The organism is Streptomyces sp. NPDC014623 (assembly GCF_043088245.1).
GTDB lineage: Bacteria > Actinomycetota > Actinomycetes > Streptomycetales > Streptomycetaceae > Streptomyces.
In genome coordinates this window covers 98,455-123,018 of record NZ_JBIBZU010000009.1, presented here as the reverse complement: position 1 = coordinate 123,018, position 24,564 = coordinate 98,455, and the positions used below count along the sequence as shown (strand labels likewise).

The window sequence follows — 24,564 nt, the reverse complement described above, 5'->3', positions numbered from 1 at the left end:
ATCGGGCGCATGAGGCGAGGGCGGTACGGAATCTTCCCGTACCGCCCTCGCGTCCTCCCGTACCGCCCTCGCCGTGACACGGGGACCCCGGTCGTGTGCCGGGACCGGCGCTCGTCATGAGCCGGGAGGCCGGCCGCACACCGGCCCGCCACCCCTCACGAGACGGCCCGTCCCGGTCCGGGCGTCGCCCGGGTCAGAGCTGTGTGATGTCCAGCTCGCCGTCGGCGTACTGCCTGCGGATCACCTTCTTGTCGAACTTGCCCACGCTCGTCTTCGGCACCGCCGGGACGATCGCCCAGCGTTCGGGCAGCTGCCACTTGGCGACGGACTGGGCGAGGAAGGTCCTGAGCGCCCGGTAGTCGGCGGTGGCGCCCTCCTTGAGGACGACGGTCGCGAGAGGGCGCTCGCCCCACCTGTCGTCGGGGACGGCGACGACCGCGGCCTCGGCGACATCCGGGTGCGCCATGATCGCGTTCTCCAGTTCGACGCTGGAGATCCACTCGCCGCCGGACTTGATGACGTCCTTGGCCCGGTCGGTCAGTGTGAGGTAGCCCTCGTCGCTGATCACGCCGACGTCGCCCGTCTTCAGCCAGCCGTCCTCGCTGAACTTGTCCCCGGGACGCAGGTCCCCGCCGTCCGCACCGCCGTAGTACGCACCGGCGATCCAGGGGCCGCGGACCTCCAGTTCACCGGCGGACTCCCCGTCCCACGGCAGGTGTTCCCCGCCGGGCCCGGTCAGACGCGCCTCGACACCGGCCGGGAAGCGGCCCTGGGTGATGCGGTACGGCCACTCCTGCTCGTCCGTCAGCCCGGCGGGCGGGTTGGACATGGTGCCGAGCGGCGACGTCTCCGTCATGCCCCAGGCGTGGCAGAGCCGGACACCGAGCTTGTCGTACGCCTCCATCAGGGAGGGCGGGCAGGCGGCACCGCCGATGGTGACGCGGGCCATGGAGGACAGGTCGCGCGGTTCGGCGGTGACCTCGGCCAGCAGCCCCTGCCAGATGGTGGGCACGGCCGCGGCGTGCGTCGGCCGCTCCCGCTCGATCATCTCGGCGAGCGGAGCCGGCTGCAGGAAGCGGTCGGGCATGAGCATGTTGACGCCGGTCATGAACGTCGCGTGCGGCAGTCCCCAGGCGTTCACGTGGAACTGGGGCACGACCACCAGGGTCGTGTCCTTCTCGGTCAGCCCCATCGACTCGGCCATGTTGACCTGCATGGAGTGCAGGTAGATGGAGCGGTGGGAGTAGACGACCCCCTTGGGGTCCCCCGTGGTGCCGGACGTGTAGCACATGGCGGCTGCCTGGCGTTCGTCCAGCTCGGGCCAGTCGTAGACGGTGGGACGGCCTGCGATCAGCTCCTCGTACTCGTGCACCCGGGGCGCGGCTCCGTCGAGTGCGGAACGGTCACCGGGTCCTGACACCACGACATGTTCGACGGAGGGCAGGTGGGGGAGCAGCGGTGCGAGCAGCGGCAGCAGCGAACCGTTGACGAGGACGACCCTGTCGTCGGCGTGGTCGACGATCCAGACCAGCTGTTCGGCGGGAAGCCGCAGGTTGAGCGTGTGCAGCACGGCGCCCATCGAGGGGATCGCCAGATACGCCTCGACATGCTCGGCGTTGTTCCACATGAGGGTCGCGACTCGCTGGTCGCCTTCGACACCCAGCTCGTCACGCAGGGCGTGCGCCAGTTGTGAGGCGCGCCTGCCGATGTCGGCGAAACTGCGCCGGTGCGGCTCCGGCTCGCCGGTCCAGGTCGTCACCTGCGACTTCCCGTGGATGGTCATCCCATGGTTCAGGATGCGGGTGACAGTCAGCGGTACGTCCTGCATGGTGCTCAGCACGGCGTCCTCCCGGTGGGCGCTACGCGGCAGTAAGGGTGCGCTGATTCTGCTCACATACCAAGCGGTATGTCACTACTTCCGGGAGTACGAATCCGTGTCGGCCGGCAGAGGCGGACTGCGGCGCGCCCCGCACGAAGGGCGGGATCACCGGCACCGGGGCCGGGGCCTCCCCCGCGAAAGGCCCGCTCACCGGACCGGACTGAGCTCCGGATCCTCGCGGAGTTTGCCCAGGGCCCGCGAGACGGCGCTCTTGACCGTGCCGACGGACACGCCCAGCACCTCGGCCGTCTGGGCCTCGCTGAGGTCCTCGTAGTACCTCAGGACGACCATCGCCCGCTGGCGGTCCGGGAGCTTGAGCACGGCACGCCACATCGCGTCGTGCAGCGACTGCCGCTCGGCCGGGTCCGGGGCGGGCGCGGCCTCCTTCTCGGGCAGTTCCTCACAGGCGAACTCGTCGACCTTGCGCTTGCGCCACTGCGAGGTGCGGGTGTTCACCAGTGCGCGGCGGACGTATCCGTCGAGCGCCCCGTGGTCCTCGATCCGCTCCCAGGCGACATATGTCTTGGTGAGGGCGGTCTGCAGCAGGTCCTCCGCGTCACTCGGGTTCGCGGTGAGGGAACGGGCGGTGCGCAGCAGTACGGGACCCCGGGCCCTCACGTACGACGAGAACGACGGATAGCGGCGGTGTCCGGCGGAGGCAGCGGCCGCCCTGGAGGCGCCGGTGCAGACTGGCGTGGTCATGGCTCCACGCTAGGAGCGGGCACGGGCGAGGGGATCGGCCCCAGGTCCCGAAGCTTCGTCCGCCTCAGGTTGTAGGGGCCGGGCGGCCTGCACCTCCTGAAGGTGGAGGTGGCCCACCCCGTCCTCAGGGTCCTCACCCCCGGGGACGCACCCTCACCGGCAGGGAAGCGGCCCGTGCGGCAGCGGCGCTGCCGCTGCCGCACGGGCCCTGGGCTCAGTTCACCCAGAGCGGGCCGAAGGTCACATAGACGTTGTAGGTGGACTGGTCGATGTACGCGAAGGGCGAGTTGTTCACCTGAACCGTATTGCTGTGGTTGGAGGCACCGGCACCGACGGCCTGCTGCTGCGACGTGGACGAATTGCCGAGGTTGTCCCCGCCGACACCGCCGGACCCGATGGTGGCCACCCCCGCGTTCGATCCGTCCCTCGCGAACGCACCGTTGTCCGCCACCGCGACCCCTCCGAACAGCGTGGCGGCAAGAGGCAGGGCGGCAACGAGGGCAAGAGCGCGAGCGGTACGGATATGTGCCATGTCAATTCCTCCGGGGACCGAGAACGTGGCTCGATACGTCTGGTTTCCGAAGCAGTCGGCCGACCGCCCCGGTAGTGGTCACGACGTCGTGGGAGCAGAACTGCCCACCGCATCCCAGGCGAACCTCCCATGCCGCGCGATCCCCCCGTTCGTGTGAGGAACACCCGATAAACCTCCCTCACGAGGTGAACATCCCACTCGAACACCGAACCCCAGTACCAGGCCCTCTTCCTTTCTTCGAACAGTTGTACGAAAATAGCTCCATGGCCACCACCGACCGGCAGACCGCCACCCTGGCCCTGGCCCATGCGCTCTCCGCCGCAGAGCGCGGGCTCCCCGTCTTCCCGCTGTCCGCCTCCAAGCTCCCCGCCCTGCGCTCACCGCACCGCGACGAGGACCCGCCCGTGCGGTGCCGGGGCGCCTGCGGGCTGCCCGGCCACGGGGTCCACGACGCCACCACCGACCCGGCCGCCGTCCGCGCGCTCTTCGCCGCGGCTCCCCGGGCCACCGGGTACGGCATCGCCTGCGGGCGGCCCCCGCACCACCTCATCGGCATCGACCTCGACATCGACACGGCCCACGGCAACGACTCCGTGGCCGCACTCCAGCAGCTCGCCCTGCAGCACCTGTTCACCATCCCGGCCACCGTCACGGTGCTCACGCCCAGCGGCGGCAGGCACCTCTGGCTGACGGGCCCGTCCGGTGTCTCCGTGGCCAACTCCGCCGGCCGCCTCGCCCCCGGCATCGACGTACGCGGAGCGGGCGGCTACCTGGTCGGGCCCGGTTCGGTCACGGCCCACGGCAGATACAGACTCGCCCCCGGCACGGCCCACCTGACCCCGGCCCCCTGCCCCCGCGCCCTCCTGCGCCTGCTCACGCCCCCACCGCGCCCTCATCACCCCGCCGACCGGGTCTCTCCCGCCCGGCAGGGACAGGGCCTGGTCCAGTTCGTACGCGCCGCGCACGAGGGCCAGCGCAACACCCGCCTGTTCTGGGCGGCCTGCCGCGCGTACGAACGCGGCTTCGGCGACGACCTCGCGGACGCTCTCACCGACGCGGCGGTCGGCACGGGCCTCACCGAACAGGAGGCCCGCGCCGCGATCGCCTCGGCCGCACGCCTGACCGCCCCGCGACGTACCGCTTGATCACGCACGTCCCGCTGCCGGCCCCCGGCAGCGGGCGGCGCCCCGCCCTGCGCGCATCCGCCCTTCTCCCGCACGGAGTCACCGCCGCGGAAGGCGCCGGCGAAGCTCCCCCGGACAGATCCTTCCCGCCCCGGTGACCGTGCGGAGAACCGCGCCACAGCGGTGTCCGGCACCATGCGCCCGCCGGCAGCCGCCCGGCCCCCGGGGACACCGGCCGGCCACATGCGGGCCGGCGGATCGGACATCCGTTCGGCCTAATGCCCCCGACGGCTGTCGGAGCCCGGAGAGCGGGCCCGGCCGGGTTTCCGGGGAGGTCTTCACGTCCACCGGAGTTGCACGGCACTCCGACGTCATGCGACATGGGCACAAGACCCCGTCCAGTAGGGGCCACAGAAGGAGGACCCATGCGTCGCACGACTATCGGTGCCGTCCTGACCGCCGCTCTCCTCGCGGGGCCCGCTGCGGTCACCGCGGAAGCACAGACGCCGGTGGCGGCCCGAACGGCTGCCGCGCAGGCTACTCAGCCCCAGGCCCAGAACGACGACAAGAAGGACGATGACGGCGGAGGATGGGGGATCTGGGGCCTTGCCGGTCTTCTGGGTCTGCTCGGACTCATCCCTCGTCGGCAGAAGACACACGACACGGGTACCCACCGGGGCACGGGAGGCGGCGCGCACCCCACCGACCGTCCCTGAGCCGGGACCGCTCCCAGGCGAGAGGCCCCTGACCGGTGTTCCCGGTCAGGGGCCTCTCGTCTGCGGTGGGTGTGGGATTTGAACCCACGGTGACTCGCGCCACGACGGTTTTCAAGACCGTTCCCTTAGGCCGCTCGGGCAACCCACCCACGCACCGCCCATCAGGGACGGAGCGGGTACAGCGTACCCGGCGCGCGCGTCGCGAGAGGCGGTGGTCCACAGCGAGGCCGTCGCTGCTCGCACCCATACCACTTTCCGGGTCCCCCGGCGTGCCGTCGTAGGGCATTCGGCGACGGGCACGCAAAGTGATGTACACGTACGGAGGGACAGCAATCCGTGCATCACCACACATACGGGTGAGTGTCGGATGTGGTCACCAGGGTACGAAGCCGCCGTCCACGCGTCGGCGGCAGACCGGGCCCGATATCGGATCCGGGGCCGAAAGACCTGGCAGCAGCGATGTGCGCGAAAGGGAGCGAGGGCACGGGAGGCGTTTCCGGTCACCTTCGATCAACAGCGTGCGCGTGTCTGAACCGACCTAAAAGTCCTGTTTGTCAGAATGTTCCTTAATGCCCCAGTTGAAACTAGGAAGTTCCCTTACCGAGGAGCATGTCATGCAGGTGTGCGAGTGGCTCCCAGACCAGCCCACCCATATCGGCCGGCATGACTGGCCGGACGAGGGGGACAACGGGACGCACATGCGACTGCGGGCCGGCTCCATCGTGGTACTGGACCGGCAGGCGTGGCGGATCCTGGAGATCAACTGCTATCCGAGCGACCGGTGGCCGGACTCCTACGAGAAGGCGTGGCGCGACCACGTGGAACTGTGGTGGCACGCCAACGAACTGCGGCGGGCCAACAACCAGGCGGTCAAACCGGCCCCGGAACGGACCGAGTTCTACAAGCGCCCGGTGGTACTGGTGCTGCGTAACGAGAACCTGCCCCGCTCCGCGTCGAAGCACTGGTGCGCGCCCGCCAGCCACGACTGGCGGGTCCTCCCCGAGCACTACGCCGTCTGCCGCGCCTGCGGCGAACTACCGCCCTGCCGTCACGGCGAGTACCGCTGGGAGGGCGGCCCCCGTTCGCCGGAGCAGAACGGCGGCATCCCGCTCATGGTGCCGGAGAACTGCTGCATGGGGTGCGCCGAGCCGATCAAGCCGCGGGTGCGGACCGTGCGCTTCCCCGGACCCAACCTCTGGTACCCGGACCTGGGGAAGGACACGGCCGTCTTCCACGCCCGCACCTCCTGCGCCGACCAGGTCGACTGCTACCGCATGCAGTGGCAGACCGAGTACCACCCGCGCCATCCCGGCCCCTCCGCGTCCCCCGCGTCCTCCGCCGCTCCCGCGTTCCCGGGTTTCGAGCACTTCGTGCTCCCCCGGACGCGGCAGGCGCGGGACGCATCCGCCCACCTCGAACAGGCTTCCCGTCCCGCGCAGTCCGTGCCGACCGCGCCGGGGTGGCCGGATGAGGAGTGCACCTCCACGACGGGTGATTTCGGCGCCGCCCACACCTGGGCCGACGGACACCGGGAGACGCCGGGGGCCGGCGCACCGGCGTCCGGCGCACCGGCACCGGCCGTACCCGAATCCTCGTACCAGCCGGCATCCGCGGCCTCCGGCGCGCCGGCGGCAGAACCGGTGGTGCCGAAGCTCCCGCCGGCGGCCGAGACGTCCGCGGCGGCCACCCCCTCCGCCGAGAGCGTCGAGCCGGCTCTCCGGTCCGCCCAGGAACTGGGCCTGGCCCTGACGGAACGCCCGGTCTTCCACAACGCGGAGCAGGCGGCCCGGGTGATCGAGGAACTCACCGCCGCGGTGCGGAACATCGCGCTCTGCCTGAACAACCCGGCCGTTCGCGAGCGCTCCTGAGCCCGGACGGCCGGCCAGGGGTCCCGTCACGAAGGCCTCCGGGACCGTTCCTCAGGCCGCTCGGGCAGCCCGCCCGCATCGACGCGGCGATCCGTGCCCGGGGCCGGTCCGATGCGTGGGGCGCGCCCGGCCGGTCAGCTGTCTCCCTTGCGCTCACCCAGGGTCAGTTCGGCCGTGGACGTCTTGCCGTCGCGCGTGTAGGTGAGCGTGACCCTGTCGCCCGGTTTGTAGGTCCAGATCTCGCCGATCAGCGTCGGACCGCTCTCGACCACCGTGTCGTTGAACTTGGTGATCACGTCGCCGGCCTTCAGCCCGGCCTTTGCCGCGGGGCCGCCCGGGGTGACAGCCGGGGTGCCGTCCGTGCCCGCGTCCGAGATGACGGCGCCACCGGTCTTCTCCTCCATCGTCACCGTCGCGCCGATCACCGGGTAGACGGGCTGGCCCGTCTTGATCAGCTGCTCGGCGACGTTCTTCGCCTGGTTGACCGGGATGGCGAAGCCGAGGCCGATGGAGCCGGCCTGGGACTGCCCGACGCCGCCACCGCTGGTGGACTGGATGGCGGAGTTGATGCCGATGACCGCACCACCCGCGTCCAGGAGCGGTCCGCCCGAGTTGCCCGGGTTGATCGAGGCGTCGGTCTGCAGGGCGCTCATGTACGAGTTCTTGTTACTGGAACCGTCGCCGGAGGCGACCGGACGGTCCTTCGCGCTGATGATGCCCGTGGTGACCGTGTTGGAGAGACCGAACGGCGCGCCGATCGCGATGGTGGAATCGCCCACCGCGACCTTGTCCGAGTCACCCAGGGGCAGCGGGGTCAGGCCCTTCGGGGGGCTCTTCAGCTTCAGCACCGCCACGTCGTAGCCCTGGGCCCGGCCGACGACCTCGGCGTCGTACTTCTTGCCGTCGGAGAACGTCGCGGACAGCTGACCGCTGTCCGCCGCGGAAGCCACCACATGGTTGTTCGTGAGGATGTGGCCTTCCCTGTCGTACACGAAGCCGGTGCCCGTGCCGCCCTCGCCGTCGCCGGACTGCGCGTCGATGGTGACCACACTGGGCAGCGCGCCCGCCGCGACGCCCGCGACCGTGCCCGGGTCGCGCTTGAAGTCCTTCGGGCTGTTGGAGGCGGCGACCGTGGTGGACCCGGAGGAGGAACCGAGTCCGTTGCTGTCGGCGGCCCAGTAACCGAGGGCACCGCCGAAGCCTCCCGCGACCAGGGCGGCCACCGCCACGGCGGCGACCAGACCGCTCGCCCGGCGTTTGCGCGGGGACCCGGACTCCGAGGGTGCCGGGGCTCCCCAGGCCGGGGGGCTGCCTCCGTCCGCGTACGAGGGGACGGCGGGCGGGGGCGGAGGCCAGGCGGCCGAGCCTGCCGTGGACTGCTGCGGCGACGGCGGCGCGTAGGGGGGCGGCTCGTGCCCGGCGGCGGACGGCTCTGCCCCCTGGTGGTGCGTGGCGGCCGGAATGGGGGCCGTCGGTGCGTCCGCGGGAGCGGCGGGCGGGACCTCCGGCGCGGAGTGACCTCCCTGCGGGGTGCTCTCAGGAGCAGCAGCCGGCACGGGAGGTGCGGGCGGAACGGACGGTACGGACGGAACCGTGTTGCCCTCGTTGCCCTCGTTCTCGGTGCTCACAGCTCTTTACTCCTCGGTTCCACTCGGCATTCGGCAAGAGATCCGCTGTGCACGTGTCTGCAGTCAGCTTTTCCCACAGCACGTCAGGCCACTGTAAGCAGGACCTGTGCATCCGCACGCCAATCTTTACATCAGGCAAAAAGGTCCTACGCAAACAAGGTGTCCACACCCGACGCGTCTCGGTGACACGATGTCGCGGTGACCCACGCACGCCTACCCTCACGGCAGTCTCCCATCCAGGTCGTCGCCCACCGCGGGGCCTCGGACGACGCCCCCGAGCACACCCTGGCCGCGTACCGGAAGGCCATCGAGGACGGGGCGGACGCCCTGGAGTGCGATGTGCGTCTCACCGCCGACGGTCAGCTCGTCTGTGTGCACGACCGCAGGGTGAACCGCACGTCGAACGGCCGGGGCGCCGTCTCCGCCCTGGAGCTGGCCGATCTCACCGCCCTCGACTTCGGGTCCTGGAAGGACCACGAGGAGTCCCCGGACTGGGACCCGGTGCCGGGTGAGCTCACGTCCGTACTCACCCTGGAGCGGCTCCTCGAACTCACCCACGAGGTCCGGGCGGCGGGCCGGCCGCTCCAGCTGGCCATCGAGACCAAACACCCCACGCGCTGGGCCGGCCAGGTCGAGGAGCGACTGCTCCACCTGCTCAAGCGGTTCGGCCTGGACGCCCCTCCGGCGGGCGGCCCTTCCCCGGTACGCGTCATGAGTTTCTCGGCCCGGTCCCTGTACCGCATCCGGGCCGCCGCCCCCACCCTGCCCACCGTCTTCCTGATGCAGTTCGTCTCACCGCGGCTGCGTGACGGGCGGCTCCCCGCCGGGGCCCGGATCGCCGGCCCGGGGATGCGGATCGTGCGCAGTCACCCCGGTTACGTCGAGCGGTTGCACCGGGCGGGGCACCAGGTGCACGTCTGGACCGTGAACGAACCGGAGGACGTCGAACTCTGCGCGCGCCTCGGAGTGGAAGCGATCATCACGAACCGCCCGAGGCAGGTCCTGTCACAACTTGGCCGCTCCTGACCTCGGTCACCAGGGGTGCACCGGCGCATTCACTGCGCAACCGATCGTTACGAGTGCATCACCGGCAGGGCTTTGGCCGGTTTCCGGCGCAGTCCAGGAGGGCATCCAATCCGTGGCGTGGGGCGAAGGAGGTCTCGGGGGTGGCGTTTGTGGTGGCACAGGAAGTGCCCACGTCGTCGAGCATGGCCGTACCCCATGGCCCTGCGGGCGTGGGGCAGGCGCGACGCCGTATGCGCGAGCAACTGCGCAGCAACGGGGTCTCGGACACCGTGGTCGACGACGCTGTACTGATCCTTTCCGAACTGCTCAGCAACGCCTGCCGGCACGGCAGGCCGCTGGGGAAGCACTCAGAGGTGGGCGACGGCGACATCCGCGCCGCATGGCGCGTGGACACGAGGGGTGACCTGACCGTCGAGGTCACGGACGGCGGCGGGCCGACCAGGCCGGCCCCGGCCACCCCGTCGGTCACCGCGCGCGGCGGGCGCGGACTCAACATCATCAGCGCCCTCGCCCAGGAGTGGGGCGTGCGGGACGACACCGTCGGTGAGGTCACCGTCTGGGCCCTGGTCCCCGCGGACCACGGGAACACGGGCTTCAGCGCAGCGCCCCCCGGCGGCACGAGGCCCGCACGCCGCGAACGGACCGGGCTGAACGCCCTGGACGGATCGAACAGTTTCAACGGGATCAGTGGATTCGGCCCGCTCGAAGGGCTGGAGCTCGCCGACGCCCTCGACGCCTTCGACGACGCGGGCTGAGAGCGCACGACGAGCCGGGCCGGGGCGGCACGGCGCAGTGGGCCGCGAAGGTGTCACGGCAGGTGCGCCCCGGCCGTGCGAGGGACGGCTAGGCTCGCGCCCGAGACCGCACTGTCGCAATCGGGAGAACGCCCACCATGGCCAAGAAGCGCCCTCAGTCCAAGGCCGGGAAGCCGCAGCTCAAGGACGGTGAAATCCCGGTCGTAGGGGCACGTGAACCCTGCCCGTGCGGTTCGGGCCGCCGCTACAAGGCGTGTCACGGACGCGCCGCCGCCCACGCCGTGACCGAGCTGGTCCAGCGTCCCTTCGAGGGAATCTCCGGTGAGTGCGACTGGATCGCCCTGCGCGAGCTGGTCCCCGCCGCCACCGTCGGGCTGACGCTGAAGGGCGGGCTGCCCGAGGGCGTGCCCTCCGTGACGCTCGCGACCGTACTGCCGATGGCGTGGCCGGCGCTGCGCCGCGACGACGGCTCCGTCCTCCTCGCCCTGCAGAACGACACCTCGTCCGGCGACCTCAGCCGCGACCTCGCCGACACGCTGCGGCGTGCGCTGGAGGCCGAACCCGGCTCGCCGGTCACCGCCCGCCGGGTGCCCGCCGACGGCCCGCGGCTGCAGGACGTCCTCGACCCGGACGCCCCGTTCGAGCCGGTCGTGCATACCGGATTCGAATTCTGGGTCCCGGACGCGGAGAACGCCACGGCCGAGGTGTCCGCCTCCCTGGAGCGGGCCAACGCCGCGGCCATCCCCACCGTCCGGCTCTCCGGCGTGGACGCGGCCTACTGGTGCGAGACGCCGGAGAAGAACCATCTGCGCTGGGTCATGCCGCACCCCGAGGAGCAGCTCCTCGACGCCCTCGCCCGGCTGCACGCGGCGGGCGCCTCCTCGCTCGGCGAAGGGACCCGCCTGGTGGGCTCGTTCCGGGCCCACGGACTGATGGTCCCGGTCTGGGACCTGCCGAGCGCGACGGGGGCCGAGGAATGCGAGAAGCCCGCTGCACAGTTCGCGGAGCGGCTCGTCGATGCCCTCGCCTCGAACGCTCCGCTGACGGGCGAGGAACGCCGGGCACGTGGCGGGCTCACCAACCGCCAGGTCACGCTCAGCTGACAGTGACGACAGTCCGGGACGGGGCGGGCACTCCGGTCACGATTCGCGTACTCGTCGGTAAATCACTGTCCGAATAGGCGAGATCGAATTTGCTCACAGCAGATCTCTTGTTACGGTTCTGGAAGTCCGGTCGCTGGTGCATCCCCCGTCGCCAGCGGCCGGACCTTCTCGTTTCCGGGCCCGGACGCCCGGGGTGCGCCCCCGGAGGCTCAGCGCGTCGGCGGCCTGCGGCGAAAGTCCGGCCCGCGTCCGTCTCCCGCCCGGGCACATCCGCCCCGCCACAGGTCCGCGCTCCGGCAGCCACCCGTACGAGGCCGGCCCCGTGCCGGCGCGCAGCGGTACCGGCCGTCGGCCTTCGGGCATTCGCTTTCGGACAGAAATCCGGCGTCCCCGCCGGGGCGGGCGGCCCGCACCCTGAACGAGTGAGCCGCCCACACCCCACGCGTCGGCGCGCCGCCGACCGCTCAGTACGCGAGCCGGCTGCCGTCGCCCGGAGCGCTGTTGCTCGCCTCGACGAGCGCGTCCAGGACCGACTCCACATCCGGGAGCCACGGCGCCGCGTCCCCCGCCTCCGGCGCGCGCTCCCAGCGCACCTGCCCCGCACCCACCTCGGAGGGAGGCAGGAGGAGATAGCCGCCCTCCCCGTGGAACCGCAGGGAACTGGGCACCCGGTCCTGGGCGTGCAGCAGTTCACCGAGCCGTTCCAGGGTGTACGGGGCGACCAGCAGCGACCACCTGGTGGGGGTCGCCACCACGGGGCCGAGCCGCAGCCCCATGCCCTCGAGTGCGGCCAGCGCCCGGGCGCCGGCGACGGCCGGCAGGCTCAGCGCACAGGGCGCCTGGCCGCCGGTGGCCAGGACGACCGGTGCGGTGGGCCGGTTGGTCCACCACCAGCGCACCATGCGTGCGTCGGTGGTCGCCGCGAGGAGCCCGGGGTCGAAGGGGTGTGCGCCCGGTACGGCGCACTCGGGATCGGGACAGGCGCAGCCGCGGCCGCGTTCGCCGCGTACGGCTCCTGTCGCCAGCCCTGCTCCGGGGAGCACGGGCCACTTCCGGACGGTGGCACAGATCAGCGCCGCGTCGAGCTGGGCGGAACTTCCCTTGCGCCGTGGCCGGTGCCTGCGTCGCCTTCCGAGGATCTCGCGCATGAGCGCTCGTTCCTTTCCGTTGAACGCCGAGGTCCACATCGCACCACGTGCTCGTTACACCACGTGTGCGTCTCTTCGCCGTGCGTGCTCACTCATCGGGTCTGCGGAACGACCGAGCAGCCGGTGCCGAGCGTGAGCCGAGCCGAGCAGAGTGGAACCGAACAGAATGGAGCTGAGTCGAGTCGAACCGAGTTGAACCGAGCCGAGTCAGGTCGAAACATCGCGCGGCCGGCGTGCGCGTCGCGCGTGCCGCCCCTTGTGCAACCCCGCTGCTCGGGGTCGGCGGGCGGCCGTCACCAGTGAGGACGCCCGGGCTCGCTGTCGGGTTCCGGGGCTCTCACACCACCCCTGGCCATCCACGATTACGTACCCAGCATGCCCTGGATGACGCTCCCTCCGGCATTTCACCCCGAGGGTGCCCCTGTCGAGCGCACCCAGTCGATCGCAAAAAGTCGCCCAGGGGTGCATTTTTCAGCCAGGTTAACCGTCCCACGGACACCGTAAGAACCGGAAGGACAATGCTGGACATCACCTTACTTGTGCGTGTACATCTGGGTGCGTGTACATGTGGTTGCCCCGATAGCGGCGCAGAACGACATGAGGGTTCGCGATGCTATTCGACAGAACGCACCGATCGGGAAGCCGAATGCCATGAGCTCCCCCCGCCTTCCGAAAGTGGCTGGAATCGACTCCATGGTTCCTGTTTCGACGCACACTGCCTCGCCCACGGAAGGTGCGCCTTCCGCGCCGGGAGCCTTCCTCCAGGACCGGCTGGCCGGCTGGGTCTCCGACCTCACCACGCTGCACGAACTCACCGAACGGCTGACCACGACCAGCACCCTGGACAGCGCTCTTCCCGAGCTCCTGGCTGCCGGGGCGGCCCTGGTGGGGGCCGGCCGGGGGCTCCTCGTCCTCGAACCCGCCGACGGCGGCGGGCCGTCCCGCACGATCGGGCTCGGCCTGGAACACGCCGAACTGGGCCACATCGAGACGCTGCCCCGCAGTGCCACCGCCTACGGCCGTTTCCTCGACGGTCTCCCGGACAGCGACGCGCCCCTGGCAAGCCCCGACATCCTCGGCGACGCCGGCCTCGATCCCCGCTGCCGTGAGGTCGCCGTCCGGCTCGGATACGCCGCCAGTTACGCCCAGCCCCTCGCCACCGAAGCCGCCGGGAGGCTCGGCGCGGCCGTCTGGCTGTACGACGAACCGGCCGAACCGCTGGAACGCCAGTGCCATCTCGTCGAGGTGTACGCCCGCTTCGCCGCCGAGCACCTGGCCCGCCTGCTCGAACTGGAACGCGTCAGGGCGCACGCCGCCGCCTTCGCCGAGGAACTCCTCCCCGGCAGACTGCCCCGGATCCCCGGCGTGCGGCTCGCCGCCCGCCACCGGGCCGCGCCCGAGGGCGGTGGCGACTGGTACGACGCGCTCCCCCTCCCGGGCGACGCGCTCGGCCTGTCCGTCGGCTCGGCCGGCGGCTCCGGGCCGTCCGCCCTGGCCGCCATGGGCCGGCTCCGCGCCGGTCTGCGTGCCTACGCCGTGATGGAGGGCGAGGACCCCGTCGCCGTGCTGTCCGATCTCGAACTGCTGCTGCGGCTGACCGAACCGGCCCGCTCGGCGACGGCCCTCTACGCATACTGCGAACCCGGCAGGCGCACGATCGTGCTCGCCGGCGCAGGGCACGCTCCGCCGCTGGTGACGGGGGAGCGGCGCACCGAGTTCGTCGAGACGACTCTCTCCGCGCCGCTGGGCATGCTCCCCTGCTGGGAGGCCCCGAGCGTGGAATTCACGCCCCGGGCCGGCGAGACGGTGCTGTTCTACACCGACGGCCTGCTGCACCGCACCGGAGCCACCACGGACCAGGCGTTCGCGCGGCTGCACTCGGCGGCGGCCGGTGTCCCGAAGGCGTTGCGGCAGGATCCCGGTGCCGTCGCGGACCATGTTCTGCGAGCCGTGCTGCCCGACGGCGCGGACCGGAGCGACCGCGCCGGGGACATCGCGCTGCTGGCCGCCCGCTTCGACTGAGGACGCCCGCAGCGGTCCGGAGCCGGAAGAGGTCTTCCGCCACCGGGCCCCTTCCGTACGCCCGTACGATGGATGGGGTCCAGTGTCGTACAAGGAGGACAAAACGTGTCTGAGGAGCTCGCCCCGGAGATCCCGGAAACAGCGGAAGCAGAGCCGATCAAGCAGCGGAAGAACGGCCTGTACCCGGGCATTTCCGATGAGCTCGCCGAGAACATGAAGTCGGGCTGGGCCGACACCGAGCTGCACGGCCTGGAGCCGATCGCCCAGGCCTCGTACACCGCCGCCCGCCGTGCCGCGCTCTCCGCGCGCTTCCCGGGCGAGCGGCTCGTCATTCCCGCGGGCAACCTGAAGACCCGTTCCAATGACACCGAGTACGCCTTCCGTGCCTCCACCGAGTACGCGTACCTCACCGGCGACCTGACCCAGGACGGCGTCCTGGTGCTCGAGCCGGCCGACGGCGGACACGAGGCGACGGTCTACCTGCTGCCCCGCTCCGACCGTGAGAACGGCGAGTTCTGGCTCGACGGCCAGGGCGAGCTCTGGGTCGGCCGCCGCAACTCCCTCACCGAGGCCGAGCAGCTGCTCGGCATCCCGGCGAAGGACGTCCGCGAGCTCCCGGCCGCGCTGGCCGGGGCCGCCGGCCCGGTGCGCAACGTCCGCGGACACGACGCGGGCATCGAAGCCGCCCTCACCGACAAGGTCACCGCGGAGCGCGACGAAGAACTGCGCGTCTTCCTCTCCGAGGCCCGTCTGGTCAAGGACGCCTTCGAGATCGCCGAGCTGCAGAAGGCCTGTGACGCCACGGCGCGCGGCTTCGAGGACGTCGTGAAGGTCCTCGACAAGGCCGAGGCCACGAGCGAGCGCTACATCGAGGGCACCTTCTTCCTGCGCGCCCGCGTCGAAGGCAACGACATCGGTTACGGCTCGATCTGCGCGGCCGGCCCGCACGCCACCACCCTGCACTGGGTCCGTAACGACGGCGCGGTCCGCTCCGGCGAACTCCTCCTGCTCGACGCGGGTGTGGAGACCAACGAGCTGTACACCGCCGACGTGACCCGGACGCTGCCCGTCAACGGCACGTTCTCGCCGCTGCAGCGGAAGATCTACGACGCGGTGTACGAGGCCCAGGAGGCGGGCATCGCCGCCGTGAGGCCCGGCGCCGCCTTCCGTGACTTCCACGATGCCGCTCAGCGGGTCCTCACCGAGAAGCTGGTCGAGTGGGGCCTCCTGGGCGACCTGTCCGTGGAGAAGGTCCTGGAGCTGGGCCTGCAGCGCCGCTGGACGCTGCACGGCACCGGCCACATGCTCGGCATGGACGTCCACGACTGCGCCGTCGCGCGCACGGAGTCGTATGTCGACGGAACCCTGGAGCCGGGGGTCTGCCTCACGGTCGAGCCCGGACTGTACTTCCAGGCCGACGACCTGACCGTGCCCGAGGAGTACCGGGGCATCGGGGTCCGGATCGAGGACGACATCCTCGTGACCGAGGACGGCAACCGGAACCTCTCCGCCGCGCTGCCGCGCCGGGCCGACGAGGTCGAGGAATGGATGGCCCGGCTCAAGGGCTGACACGGGCGACGCCGAGGGCCGCGCCCCGTGCACGGGAGGGCGCGCTGCTCAGGAGACCATGAGCAGCGCGCCCTCCCGCCATTTCAGGACCTTGTCGAAGCTCACCACCGCACCGCGTCCCGGACCGTTGCCGAAGTGGACGTGATCGGCGAGCTTCTCGATCAGGCAGAGCCCCCGGCCGCTCTCCGCCATTTCCGGAGGGTGAACCGCCGTACACGCGCACGAAGACCCGCCCGCCGGGTCAGCGGCGGACGGCACCGGATCCGGCGGCATCCCGGCGGGTGGCTGCGCGCCGGCGCGAAACGGGCGCCGGGAGGGGAAGCCGGGCCCCGAGTCGGTGACTTCGATACGGCACTTCTCGCCGTCCAGATAGGCGGTGACCCGGTACTGCCCACAGGCGTGCCCGGACCGTCCGTCACCGGCGTGAGCGGAGTCCGCGTCTTCGGCCCTGCCCGCGTCCGGGCGGTCGCCGCCGTGTTCCACGGCGTTCGCACAGGCCTCGCTGAGTGCGACCGAGAGGTCGTAGGAGACGTCCGGATCCACCCCCGCGGTCTCCATGGTGCCGAGGAGGAAACGACGGGCGAGCGGAACGCTCGCAGCTTCGCGCCGCAAATGGAGTGACCACCACATGCTCATGCTCCAGCCTCCTGGCTGCGGCTCGACATACCGTTACGTATTGCCGCGATGACCACGTCGTAAGCACGAATGCGTCGTGACGGCGCTCATTCGGCGGATGCGGATATTCCGTACACCGGTGTATGTCAGGCCCGGAGGACGGCCCGGGAGCGGCCGTGAACCGGTCCCGGGCACCCACGAACAGGTGCAACCCCCTGCATCACCCCCTGATGGGGACGGATGCCGACCTTCCGGACCTGCCGTACGGAGACCGGGGGCCCAGTGGGATGATGACCCCGCCATGTCTATGCCTGTCGCACGCGCCGGAGCCGGTATGCGGCTTTTGAGGACCGCGGTGTTCACCGCGGTCTGTGTCGTGCTCGCCGCCGCCGGACATGGTTTCGCCGCGGGTGCGAGCGTGTCCGGGTGGAGTCTGGCGGCCGGCTTCGCCGGAGTGTTCGCCGTCGCCGCGGCTCTCGCCGGACGTGAACGGACCCTTCTCTCGATCACCGCCGCCCTCGCGGCGGGGCAGCTCGCCCTGCACGTCCTCTTCGGGCTCGGGCGTCACGCTCCGGCCGCCGCGGCGGGGCCCGGGGACGACTCGCTGATCCGCTTCGCCGCCGGGCTGGTGTGCGGTGCCGGACCCGCGCAGCTGAGTGCCGGCGAGGCCCACCGCATCGTGACCACGGCCGGCCTGGACCCGGCGGCCGTGGCCCAGGGGCACACCCCTGTGGCGCCCGGCGCGGCCGACCCGGCGGCCCTGGCCACGGTGATGTCCGGCCTGCCCAGCCTGCCCATGTTCCTGGGGCACCTGCTCGCCGCGCTCGCCACCGGCTGGCTGCTGCGCCGCGGTGAGATCGCGCTCTTCCGGCTGGCCAGGCTCTCGGCGCAGGGTGGCCGGCAGCTCGCGGCCGGGGCCAGGCTGCGTGCGCTGCGGGCGGCGATGGCACTCGTACGCGCGCTGCGTGCGGGTCTCCCGGGACAGCCCGCGAACGGACCGCGCACGGTCGGCAGCGATGCCGACGAGCCCGTGTCCGCCACCGGGGACGTCCTCCAGCACATGGTGATCAGGCGCGGACCGCCGCCCGTATACGTACGCGCAGCCTGACGCGGCCCCTCCGCCGGGATTCCGGGGAGGAGGCGGCCGTGATGCCGTCGCGCCCCCGCGCGCCGGACCACCTCGTCCTCGTGTCCTGGAGTGATCCCTGCCATGAACGTTTCCCGTATCGCCCTCGCCGGCGGCGTCGCCGCGTCCAGCGTCCTGCTGCTGGCGGGTACCGCCTCCGCGCACGTCAGCGTGCAGCCGCAGGGCGAAGCCGCCAAGGGCGGTTACGCCACCGTCAACTTCAAGGTCCCCAACGAGCGTGACAACGCCTCCACCGTCAAGCTCGAGATCAGTTTCCCGGCCGACCACCCGCTGGCGTCCGTCAGCCCGCAGCCGGTGGCCGGCTGGAAGACCGACGTCACCAAGAGCAAGCTGGCCCAGCCGCTCGAGGTGCACGGCAAGAAGATCAACGAAGCGGTCTCCAAGGTGACCTGGACCGCGGACGGCAGTGGCATCGCGCCCGGCTTCTTCCAGCAGTTCCCGCTCTCGGTCGGACAGCTGCCCGAGGACGCCGACCAGCTCGTCTTCAAGGCGCTCCAGACCTACAGCAACAAGGAAGTCGTCCGCTGGATCGAGGAGCCCGCCGAGGGCGGCGAAGAACCCGAGAGCCCCGCTCCCGTCCTCGCGCTGACCGCCCCGGCGGCCGACACCCACGGTGCCGCCTCGGATGACAGCAGCGGCGAGGCGGAGGACGCCCAGGAGACGACGGCGTCCTCGGAGGACGCGTCGTCGAGCACCGACAGCACCGCCCGTGTCCTGGGCGTCGTCGGCATCGTCGTCGGTGTCGCAGGGGTCGCGTTCGGCGTCCTCGCCGGCCGTCGCCGCAGCGCCTGATCCCACCGGCTCCACCACCCGTAATTCACAGATCAGGAATCGCTCCATGCACAGCAAGAAGACAGTGCTGGCCACGGCGTTCGCCGCCGTGGCCGCGCTGACCCTGTCGGCCTGCGGCAGCGGCGGGGACCCGGCGGACGACTCCGTCGCCGAGGTCTCCTCCGGGACAGGGTCCGAGCCCGCGACCGTGCTCGACCAGCCGTTCACCAAGCCCGACCTCGTCCTCACCGACACGCACGGCAAGAAGTACGACCTGCGCGAGCGGACCAAGGGAAAGCCGACCCTCATCTACTTCGGCTACACCAACTGCCCCGACGTGTGCCCGCTGACCATGAGCAACATCGCCATCGCCAAGCGGGCACTGCCCGAGGCCGACCGGGACAAGCTCCAGGTCGTCTTCGTCACGACGGACCCCGAACGGGACACCCCGGCGTCGCTGGGCAGCTGGCTCAAGGCGCAGGACCCCGGCTTCACCGGCCTCACGGGTGACTTCCCGGCCATCCAGGCGGGAGCCCGGCAGATCGGCATCGGCATCGACCCGCCGAAGAAGGAGAAGGACGGCACGGTCGTCTCCATGCACGGCGCCCAGGTCATCGCGTTCTCCCCGAAGACCGACAAGGGGTACGTGCTCTACAGCGAGGACACCACGGCCGAGGACTACACCGAGGACCTCCCGGAGCTCATCAGGGGGGAGACCCCGTGAACCGCCGCACAGCCGTCGCCGGCGCCCTCGCCCTCACCACCGGGCTGGCGCTGACGGCGTGTTCCCCGGACGGCGTGCCGCAGCTGGAGGTGACCGGGGCCTTCATGCCCCAGCCCGTCAGCGACATGGCGGCCGGTTTCCTCCTCGTGAGGAACAACGGCGACGTCACCGACCGGCTCACCTCGGTGACCAGCTCCCTCTCGGACGACGTCTCCATCCACGAGACGAAGGACAGGACGATGCGGATGGTCACGTCGTTCGAGGTGCCCGCCGGTGGCGAGCTCGACCTCGAACGCGGCGGCAACCACATCATGTTCACGGACCTGAAGCAGCAGCCCAAACGGGGAGAGACGGTCTCCGTGGAACTGCACTTCGAGAAGGCCGACCCCATCAAGGTCGACATTCCCGTGAAGGAGACCACCTACAACCCGAAGAAGCAGTGAGGTACTGACGTCCCATGACAGCCACCGCCCCGCGCTTCGGGCCCTCCCCCGCACGGCGGCCGCTCGCCGCGGTCGCGCTCCTCACCACGCTGATCAGCCTGCTGTTCGGTCTGGTGCTGGCCGGCGCGAACCCCGCGTCCGCGCACGCCGCTCTCACGGGGAGCGATCCGCAGGACGGGGCGGTGGTCGCCACCGCCCCCGAGGAAGTCACACTCAGCTTCTCCGAGCAGATCGCCGTGGGTGACGACTCGATCCGGGTCCTCGACCCGGCCGGGGAGCGGGCCGACACCGGCGCTCCCCGCGATCTGACGAGCGGCGGCGCCGTACGGTACGGCGTCCAGCTCCACAGCGGGCTGCCCGACGGCACGTACACCGTGGCCTGGCAGGCCGTCTCCGCGGACAGCCATCCGGTCTCGGGCGCCTTCACCTTCTCCGTCGGCGCTCCCTCGGAAACCACCGTCGACCTGCCCTCGGGTGGAGCCGGCGGTGGGCTCGTGGGCGCCCTCTACGGCATCGCACGCTACGCCGCGTACGCCGGATTCATCCTGCTCGCGGGCGGATCGGCCTTCGTGCTCGCCTGCTGGCAGCGCGGGGCGGGCGCGCGGCCGCTGCAGCGGCTCGTCGTACGCGGCTGGGTCACCCTCACCGCGGCCACCCTGGTCATGCTGCTCCTGCGCCACCCGTACACCGGCTCCGGCAAGCTCGCGGACGCCTTCGACCTCGGCGGCCTCCAGACCGTGCTCGACACCAGGCCGGGGGCGGCCCTGGTGTCCAGGCTGCTGCTCCTCGGCGCCTCCGCGCTGTTCATCGCCGTCCTGTTCGGGGCGTACGCCAAACGTGAGGACGAGAAGGAGAAGCAGGACCTCACCTTCGGGCTCGCGACGGGCGGAGCGGTCATCGCCACGGGGATCACCGGTACGTGGGCCCTGGCCGAGCACGCCTCGACGGGCCTCCAGCCGGGCATCGCCATGCCGGTCGACATGCTCCACCTGCTCGCCGTGGCCGGCTGGCTGGGCGGACTCGCCGCGCTGCTGGTCGCCCTGTACCGGGTGCCGGACCTCACGAGCGGCGCGGTACGGCGGTTCTCCCGTCTGGCGTTCGGCAGTGTGGTCGTCCTCGCCGGAACCGGGCTCTACCAGTCCTGGCGGCAGGTCGGTTCGTGGTCGGCGCTGACAGGCACCCGGTACGGGCAGCTGCTGCTCGTCAAAGTGGCTCTCGTCGCCCTGCTCATCGGCGTCGCCTGGATATCCCGGCGGTGGACGGGTCGGCTGACCGAGCGCGCCGGTGCCACCGCCGGCACCGGTCCGGCTGTCCCGGAGCCGGCACAGCCTCCCGTTCCGGTGGAACCGGGGCTGTCGGCTCCGCCGGCCGGGTCGGCGCAACCGGCTCCGCCTGAGGCGGACCGGACCGACGAGGAGGTGGCGCCGGAGCGTGCCGCCCAGCTCGCCAGGCAGCGTGCCGCTCTGACGGCGACGAAGGAGAAGCGCACCCGCGACGCAGATCCGGAGCGCTCCGGACTACGACGTTCCGTGATGGTGGAGACGGGCATCGCCGTGGTGCTCCTCGTCGTCACGACGATCCTGACGGCCACCGAGCCCGGCCGCACCGAGGAGGAGGCCGCCCGTGGGAACACCACGGCGGCGGCCGCGCCCGCGACCGGCGGACCGGTCAACCTGAGTCTGCCCTTCGACACCGGCGGGCAGAACGGCAAGGGAACGATGCGACTGGACATCTCGCCCGGCGGAACCGGCTCGAACAGTCTGCACCTCTGGATCGACGGACCTGACGAACGCCCGCTCGATGTCCCCGAGGTGAAGCTCGCCTTCACCCTGGAGTCCAAAGACATCGGCCCGCTGCCGGTCGTCCCTGACCGCCTCGCCGTGGGGCACTGGACCGCGAGCGGCGTGCAGATCCCGATGGCGGGCGACTGGAAGGTCGCCGTGACGGTGCGTACGTCGGACATCGACCAGACAACCATCGACAAGAACGTGAAGATCGGCTGAGCAGGATGGGCACGAAGAAGGACGACCCCAGGGAGAGCGACGCCGCTGTACGCCGCGGCGCCTCCGGCCCGGCCGGCACGGTCGGCGTCTCCCGGAGGAAACTGATCGGCAGCGCAGGCGCGGCCGGGGCGGCAGGCATCGTCCTGGGCGCGGCGGGCGGCGCGGGCGGTCATGCCGTGATGCGTGGGGAGGCACCGGTACCGCTGACCTCGGTCGGCTCGGCCGAGGCGATGTTTCACGGGAAACACCAAGCGGGGATCACCACTCCGCTTCAGGCCCGCGGGCATCTGGTCGCCTTCGACCTCGCCCCCGGCGCGGGACGCAAGGAAGCAGCCGCCCTGATGCGCCGCTGGTCGGCCATGGCGGAACGGCTGATGGCCGGTGAGCCCGCGGACACCGGCCGGGGGCACGACACCGGGGTGGCCCTGGATGCCGGGCCCTCCTCCCTGACCGTCACCTTCGGATTCGGACGGACCTTCTTCACCCGCACCGGCCTGACGGACCACCGGCCTGCCGCACTGGATCCGCTGCCGGCCTTCTCCTCCGACCGCCTCGACGCCAAGCGGTCCGAGGGTGACCTCTGGGTCCAGATCGGCGCCGACGACGCACTCGTCGCCTTCCACGCGCTGCGTGCCCTCCAGAAGGAGGCCGGTCAGGCCGCCCGGGTGCGATGGCAGATGAACGGCTTCAACCGCTCCCCCGGTGCCACGGACCGGCCGATGACCACGCGCAATCTGATGGGCCAGGTGGACGGCACCAACAACCCGGAACCCACCGAGAGCGACTTCGGGGAGCGGATCTTCGTACCGGCCGGCGGCTCATCGGCGTACGCCTGGATGGCAGGCGGCTCGTACGCCGTGGTCCGCCGGATCAGGATGCTCCTGGACGACTGGGAGGCCCTCACGGTCGAACGCCAGGAACAGGTCATCGGCCGGCGCAAGGCGGACGGCGCCCCGCTCAGCGGTGGCGCGGAGGACACCGCCCTGGATCTGGACAAGGCGGGGCCCGACGGCAAACTGTTGATCCCCGGCAACGCGCACGCCCGGATCTCCGCCCCCGAACAGAACGGCGGCGCCGCGATGCTGCGCCGCCCGTTCTCGTACCACGACGGCATCTCGGAGGACGGGACCCCGGACGCCGGACTGCTCTTCATCTGCTGGCAGGCCGATCCGTTCAAGGGCTTCATTCCGGTGCAGCGCAAACTCGACCGTGGGGACGCGCTTTCCCCGTTCATCCGGCACGAGGCGAGCGGTCTGTTCGCCGTACCCGGAGGTGCCGCGTCCGGGGAGTACGTGGGGCAGCGTCTGCTGGAGGCATGAACCGCCTCGGGGCCGCCCCGCAGCGAGCGCGGGGCACGGGCCCCGTCCTCGGCGGGCGAGAAGCGCATGCCCCGGCCGTCGGCCCATTAAGGTGACCGTATGTCAGCCACGCGCTACGCCTACCTCGGCCCCGAAGGCACCTTCACCGAGGTCGCCCTCCGCACCCTCCCCGAAGCCGCGACCCGTGAACTCGTCCCGATGGTCTCGGTGCCGGCCGCGCTGGACGCCGTGCGCGGCGGGGAGGCCGCGGCAGCGCTCGTCCCCATCGAGAACTCCGTCGAGGGCGGGATCAGCGCGACGCTCGACGAGCTGACATCGGGCGCTCCGCTGATGATCTACCGGGAAGTGCTGCTCTCCATCACCTTCGCGCTGCTGGTGCGTCCCGGGACGAAGCTGTCGGACATCAAGACCGTCACCGCCCACCCCGCCGCCCAGCCCCAGGTGCGCAACTGGCTGGCGGCCCACCTGCCCAACGCGGTGTGGGAGTCGGCAGCCTCCAACGCCGACGGAGCACGACTGGTCCAGGAAGGCCGCTACGACGCCGCTTTCGCCGGTGAGTTCGCCGCGGCGACCTACGGGCTGGAACCGCTGGTGACGGAGATCCACGACGCGGAGAACGCTCAGACCCGTTTCGTGCTGGTGGGACGCCCGGCCCGGCCGTCCGCACCGACGGGGGCCGACAAGACCTCCGTGGTCATCTGGCTCGGCGACGACCGCCCGGGCGCCCTTCTCGAACTGCTCCAGGAGTTCGCCGTCCGCGGGGTCAACCTGATGCTGATCCAGTCCCGTCCCACCGGGGAGGGCATCGGGAACTACTGCTTCGCCGTGGACGCGGAGGGACACATCTCGGACCGCCGCGTCGGCGAAGCGCTGATGGGACTGAAGCGGATCTGCCCGAAGGTGCGCTTCCTGGGGTCGTATCCGCGCGCGGGGGTCACGCCTGATGAGGTGAGCCCCCTGCGGACCGGGACATCGGACACGGACTTCACCGAGGCGTCCGACTGGCTGGCCCGCAGCCAGGACGGCCGGGTCTGAAGAGCTGCGGGAAGGCCTGTCCACGTTCCCTGTCGGCCCTATCTGCAGATTTTCACTCCACACACAAAGTTATCCACAGGACGACACCTCGACCTGGGGACAAGTCGGCACCAAAAATCGACATCTCCGACAAAACACCTCCGCCGTCCCGGATTCTCCACGGGTACCCACACCCCTCGCGCCACGCCGATTCCGTCGCTCAACTCACCGGAACAGGGAATACCCACCCGAATGAGTGCATGAGCCAGGTGTGGACTACGGATTCCTGCCCCGCCGTGCCGCTTTCGGAGCGATCTTTTCCGGCATCCACAGTTCTTCCTCACAGCCTGTGGATAACTAATCGGATCGACAGCAACCTGTGGACAACGCGTCCCGCCGACGCCTTCAACTCCCCTCACGCGCACCGGCGATGCGTCAAGCCGAAGACGCACTTGC

Annotated in this window: 21 protein-coding genes and 1 tRNA gene; 15 read left to right on the top strand and 7 right to left on the bottom strand. The window is 71.1% G+C overall.

The genetic code is table 11. The features are described 5' to 3' along the window. Positions 1 to 193 precede the first annotated feature (193 nt). The 3 genes from ACF1FZ_RS16750 to ACF1FZ_RS16740 form a co-directional block, all read right to left on the bottom strand. The gene (locus ACF1FZ_RS16750) at positions 194 to 1,840 is read right to left on the bottom strand and encodes a long-chain fatty acid--CoA ligase (RefSeq protein WP_391774126.1); all 1,647 of its coding nucleotides are present in this window, start codon (positions 1,838 to 1,840) and stop codon (positions 194 to 196) included. A 186-nt stretch (positions 1,841 to 2,026) separates the two neighbouring features. Continuing rightward, positions 2,027 to 2,581, bottom strand: coding sequence for a SigE family RNA polymerase sigma factor (locus ACF1FZ_RS16745; protein ID WP_391774125.1), 555 nt, complete (start codon positions 2,579 to 2,581; stop codon positions 2,027 to 2,029). Between the two features lie 214 nt (positions 2,582 to 2,795). Then, positions 2,796 to 3,113, bottom strand: a complete 318-nt coding sequence (locus ACF1FZ_RS16740) for a hypothetical protein (protein WP_391774124.1) — start codon at positions 3,111 to 3,113, stop codon at positions 2,796 to 2,798. Positions 3,114 to 3,376: 263 nt separating this feature from the next. On the opposite strand from ACF1FZ_RS16740, the gene ACF1FZ_RS16735 reads away from it, so the two are divergent. Together ACF1FZ_RS16735 and ACF1FZ_RS16730 are read left to right on the top strand one after the other, a co-directional pair. Further along, positions 3,377 to 4,258 (top strand): bifunctional DNA primase/polymerase, encoded by an 882-nt coding sequence (locus tag ACF1FZ_RS16735; protein ID WP_391774123.1) that lies wholly within the window; start codon positions 3,377 to 3,379, stop codon positions 4,256 to 4,258. A 404-nt stretch (positions 4,259 to 4,662) separates the two neighbouring features. Then, positions 4,663 to 4,953: a WGxxGxxG family protein gene (locus ACF1FZ_RS16730; protein ID WP_391774122.1), complete on the top strand. Its 291-nt coding sequence runs from the start codon at positions 4,663 to 4,665 to the stop codon at positions 4,951 to 4,953. A 63-nt stretch (positions 4,954 to 5,016) separates the two neighbouring features. Here ACF1FZ_RS16730 and ACF1FZ_RS16725 read toward each other — a convergent pair. Next, a tRNA-Ser gene (locus ACF1FZ_RS16725) sits at positions 5,017 to 5,101 on the bottom strand. Between the two features lie 466 nt (positions 5,102 to 5,567). Between ACF1FZ_RS16725 and ACF1FZ_RS16720 the strand changes: the two genes are divergently transcribed. Further along, on the top strand, positions 5,568 to 6,821 hold the full coding sequence (locus ACF1FZ_RS16720; RefSeq protein ID WP_391774121.1) for a hypothetical protein: 1,254 nt from the start codon (positions 5,568 to 5,570) through the stop codon (positions 6,819 to 6,821). Between the two features lie 134 nt (positions 6,822 to 6,955). Here ACF1FZ_RS16720 and ACF1FZ_RS16715 read toward each other — a convergent pair whose 3' ends face one another. Then, positions 6,956 to 8,449, bottom strand: coding sequence for a S1C family serine protease (locus ACF1FZ_RS16715; protein WP_391774120.1), 1,494 nt, complete (start codon positions 8,447 to 8,449; stop codon positions 6,956 to 6,958). Between the two features lie 198 nt (positions 8,450 to 8,647). On the opposite strand from ACF1FZ_RS16715, the gene ACF1FZ_RS16710 reads away from it, so the two are divergent. From ACF1FZ_RS16710 to ACF1FZ_RS16700, 3 genes are all read left to right on the top strand, one after another. Further along, on the top strand, positions 8,648 to 9,475 hold the full coding sequence (locus ACF1FZ_RS16710) for a glycerophosphodiester phosphodiesterase (protein WP_391774119.1): 828 nt from the start codon (positions 8,648 to 8,650) through the stop codon (positions 9,473 to 9,475). Between the two features lie 140 nt (positions 9,476 to 9,615). After that, on the top strand, positions 9,616 to 10,230 hold the full coding sequence (locus ACF1FZ_RS16705) for an ATP-binding protein (protein ID WP_391774118.1): 615 nt from the start codon (positions 9,616 to 9,618) through the stop codon (positions 10,228 to 10,230). A 137-nt stretch (positions 10,231 to 10,367) separates the two neighbouring features. After that, entirely contained in the window at positions 10,368 to 11,333 is a 966-nt protein-coding gene (locus ACF1FZ_RS16700) for a DUF5926 family protein (protein WP_391774117.1), read from the top strand. 464 nt (positions 11,334 to 11,797) lie between these two features. Here the strand turns inward: ACF1FZ_RS16700 and ACF1FZ_RS16695 are convergent, their stop codons facing one another. Beyond that, on the bottom strand, positions 11,798 to 12,481 hold the full coding sequence (locus tag ACF1FZ_RS16695; RefSeq protein WP_391774116.1) for a bifunctional DNA primase/polymerase: 684 nt from the start codon (positions 12,479 to 12,481) through the stop codon (positions 11,798 to 11,800). Between the two features lie 597 nt (positions 12,482 to 13,078). Between ACF1FZ_RS16695 and ACF1FZ_RS16690 the strand changes: the two genes are divergently transcribed. Then, the gene (locus ACF1FZ_RS16690; RefSeq protein WP_391774115.1) at positions 13,079 to 14,503 is read left to right on the top strand and encodes a PP2C family protein-serine/threonine phosphatase; all 1,425 of its coding nucleotides are present in this window, start codon (positions 13,079 to 13,081) and stop codon (positions 14,501 to 14,503) included. A 105-nt stretch (positions 14,504 to 14,608) separates the two neighbouring features. Further along, complete coding sequence (locus tag ACF1FZ_RS16685; RefSeq protein ID WP_391774114.1) at positions 14,609 to 16,072, top strand: aminopeptidase P family protein; 1,464 nt, start codon at positions 14,609 to 14,611, stop codon at positions 16,070 to 16,072. Positions 16,073 to 16,120: 48 nt separating this feature from the next. On the opposite strand, the gene ACF1FZ_RS16680 is transcribed toward ACF1FZ_RS16685, so the two are convergent. Further along, positions 16,121 to 16,708, bottom strand: coding sequence for an ATP-binding protein (locus ACF1FZ_RS16680; protein WP_391774113.1), 588 nt, complete (start codon positions 16,706 to 16,708; stop codon positions 16,121 to 16,123). Between the two features lie 280 nt (positions 16,709 to 16,988). Here ACF1FZ_RS16680 and ACF1FZ_RS16675 point away from each other — a divergent pair, with 280 nt between their 5' ends. The 7 genes from ACF1FZ_RS16675 to pheA all read left to right on the top strand — a co-directional run bounded on the left by ACF1FZ_RS16675 (position 16,989) and on the right by pheA (position 24,129). Further along, positions 16,989 to 17,795 (top strand): hypothetical protein, encoded by an 807-nt coding sequence (locus ACF1FZ_RS16675; RefSeq protein WP_391774112.1) that lies wholly within the window; start codon positions 16,989 to 16,991, stop codon positions 17,793 to 17,795. Positions 17,796 to 17,897: 102 nt separating this feature from the next. Beyond that, positions 17,898 to 18,626 (top strand): YcnI family protein, encoded by a 729-nt coding sequence (locus ACF1FZ_RS16670; protein ID WP_391774111.1) that lies wholly within the window; start codon positions 17,898 to 17,900, stop codon positions 18,624 to 18,626. Positions 18,627 to 18,672: 46 nt separating this feature from the next. Continuing rightward, complete coding sequence (locus ACF1FZ_RS16665) at positions 18,673 to 19,329, top strand: SCO family protein (RefSeq protein WP_391774110.1); 657 nt, start codon at positions 18,673 to 18,675, stop codon at positions 19,327 to 19,329. Continuing rightward, positions 19,326 to 19,772 carry a copper chaperone PCu(A)C gene (locus ACF1FZ_RS16660; RefSeq protein ID WP_391774109.1) on the top strand — a complete coding sequence of 149 codons (447 nt, stop codon included), beginning with the start codon at positions 19,326 to 19,328 and terminating at the stop codon, positions 19,770 to 19,772. The genes ACF1FZ_RS16665 and ACF1FZ_RS16660 overlap by 4 nt, the downstream gene beginning before the upstream one ends. Positions 19,773 to 19,786: 14 nt before the next feature. Continuing rightward, entirely contained in the window at positions 19,787 to 21,775 is a 1,989-nt protein-coding gene (locus ACF1FZ_RS16655) for a copper resistance protein CopC (protein WP_391774108.1), read from the top strand. A 5-nt stretch (positions 21,776 to 21,780) separates the two neighbouring features. Continuing rightward, entirely contained in the window at positions 21,781 to 23,094 is a 1,314-nt protein-coding gene (gene efeB / locus ACF1FZ_RS16650; RefSeq protein ID WP_391774107.1) for an iron uptake transporter deferrochelatase/peroxidase subunit, read from the top strand. A 99-nt stretch (positions 23,095 to 23,193) separates the two neighbouring features. Continuing rightward, on the top strand, positions 23,194 to 24,129 hold the full coding sequence (gene pheA / locus ACF1FZ_RS16645; RefSeq protein WP_391774106.1) for a prephenate dehydratase: 936 nt from the start codon (positions 23,194 to 23,196) through the stop codon (positions 24,127 to 24,129). Positions 24,130 to 24,564 lie beyond the last annotated feature (435 nt).

Coding starts and splice junctions, on each gene's coding strand:
- ACF1FZ_RS16745 (WP_391774125.1), bottom strand. CDS start 2,581: ATGACCACGCCAGTCTGCACCGGCGCCTCCAGGGCGGCCGCTGCCTCC.
- ACF1FZ_RS16740 (WP_391774124.1), bottom strand. CDS start 3,113: ATGGCACATATCCGTACCGCTCGCGCTCTTGCCCTCGTTGCCGCCCTG.
- ACF1FZ_RS16735 (WP_391774123.1), top strand. CDS start 3,377: ATGGCCACCACCGACCGGCAGACCGCCACCCTGGCCCTGGCCCATGCG.
- ACF1FZ_RS16730 (WP_391774122.1), top strand. CDS start 4,663: ATGCGTCGCACGACTATCGGTGCCGTCCTGACCGCCGCTCTCCTCGCG.
- ACF1FZ_RS16720 (WP_391774121.1), top strand. CDS start 5,568: ATGCAGGTGTGCGAGTGGCTCCCAGACCAGCCCACCCATATCGGCCGG.
- ACF1FZ_RS16700 (WP_391774117.1), top strand. CDS start 10,368: ATGGCCAAGAAGCGCCCTCAGTCCAAGGCCGGGAAGCCGCAGCTCAAG.
- ACF1FZ_RS16695 (WP_391774116.1), bottom strand. CDS start 12,481: ATGCGCGAGATCCTCGGAAGGCGACGCAGGCACCGGCCACGGCGCAAG.
- ACF1FZ_RS16690 (WP_391774115.1), top strand. CDS start 13,079: ATGAGGGTTCGCGATGCTATTCGACAGAACGCACCGATCGGGAAGCCG.
- ACF1FZ_RS16680 (WP_391774113.1), bottom strand. CDS start 16,708: ATGAGCATGTGGTGGTCACTCCATTTGCGGCGCGAAGCTGCGAGCGTT.
- ACF1FZ_RS16675 (WP_391774112.1), top strand. CDS start 16,989: ATGTCTATGCCTGTCGCACGCGCCGGAGCCGGTATGCGGCTTTTGAGG.
- ACF1FZ_RS16670 (WP_391774111.1), top strand. CDS start 17,898: ATGAACGTTTCCCGTATCGCCCTCGCCGGCGGCGTCGCCGCGTCCAGC.
- ACF1FZ_RS16665 (WP_391774110.1), top strand. CDS start 18,673: ATGCACAGCAAGAAGACAGTGCTGGCCACGGCGTTCGCCGCCGTGGCC.
- ACF1FZ_RS16655 (WP_391774108.1), top strand. CDS start 19,787: ATGACAGCCACCGCCCCGCGCTTCGGGCCCTCCCCCGCACGGCGGCCG.
- efeB (WP_391774107.1), top strand. CDS start 21,781: ATGGGCACGAAGAAGGACGACCCCAGGGAGAGCGACGCCGCTGTACGC.
- pheA (WP_391774106.1), top strand. CDS start 23,194: ATGTCAGCCACGCGCTACGCCTACCTCGGCCCCGAAGGCACCTTCACC.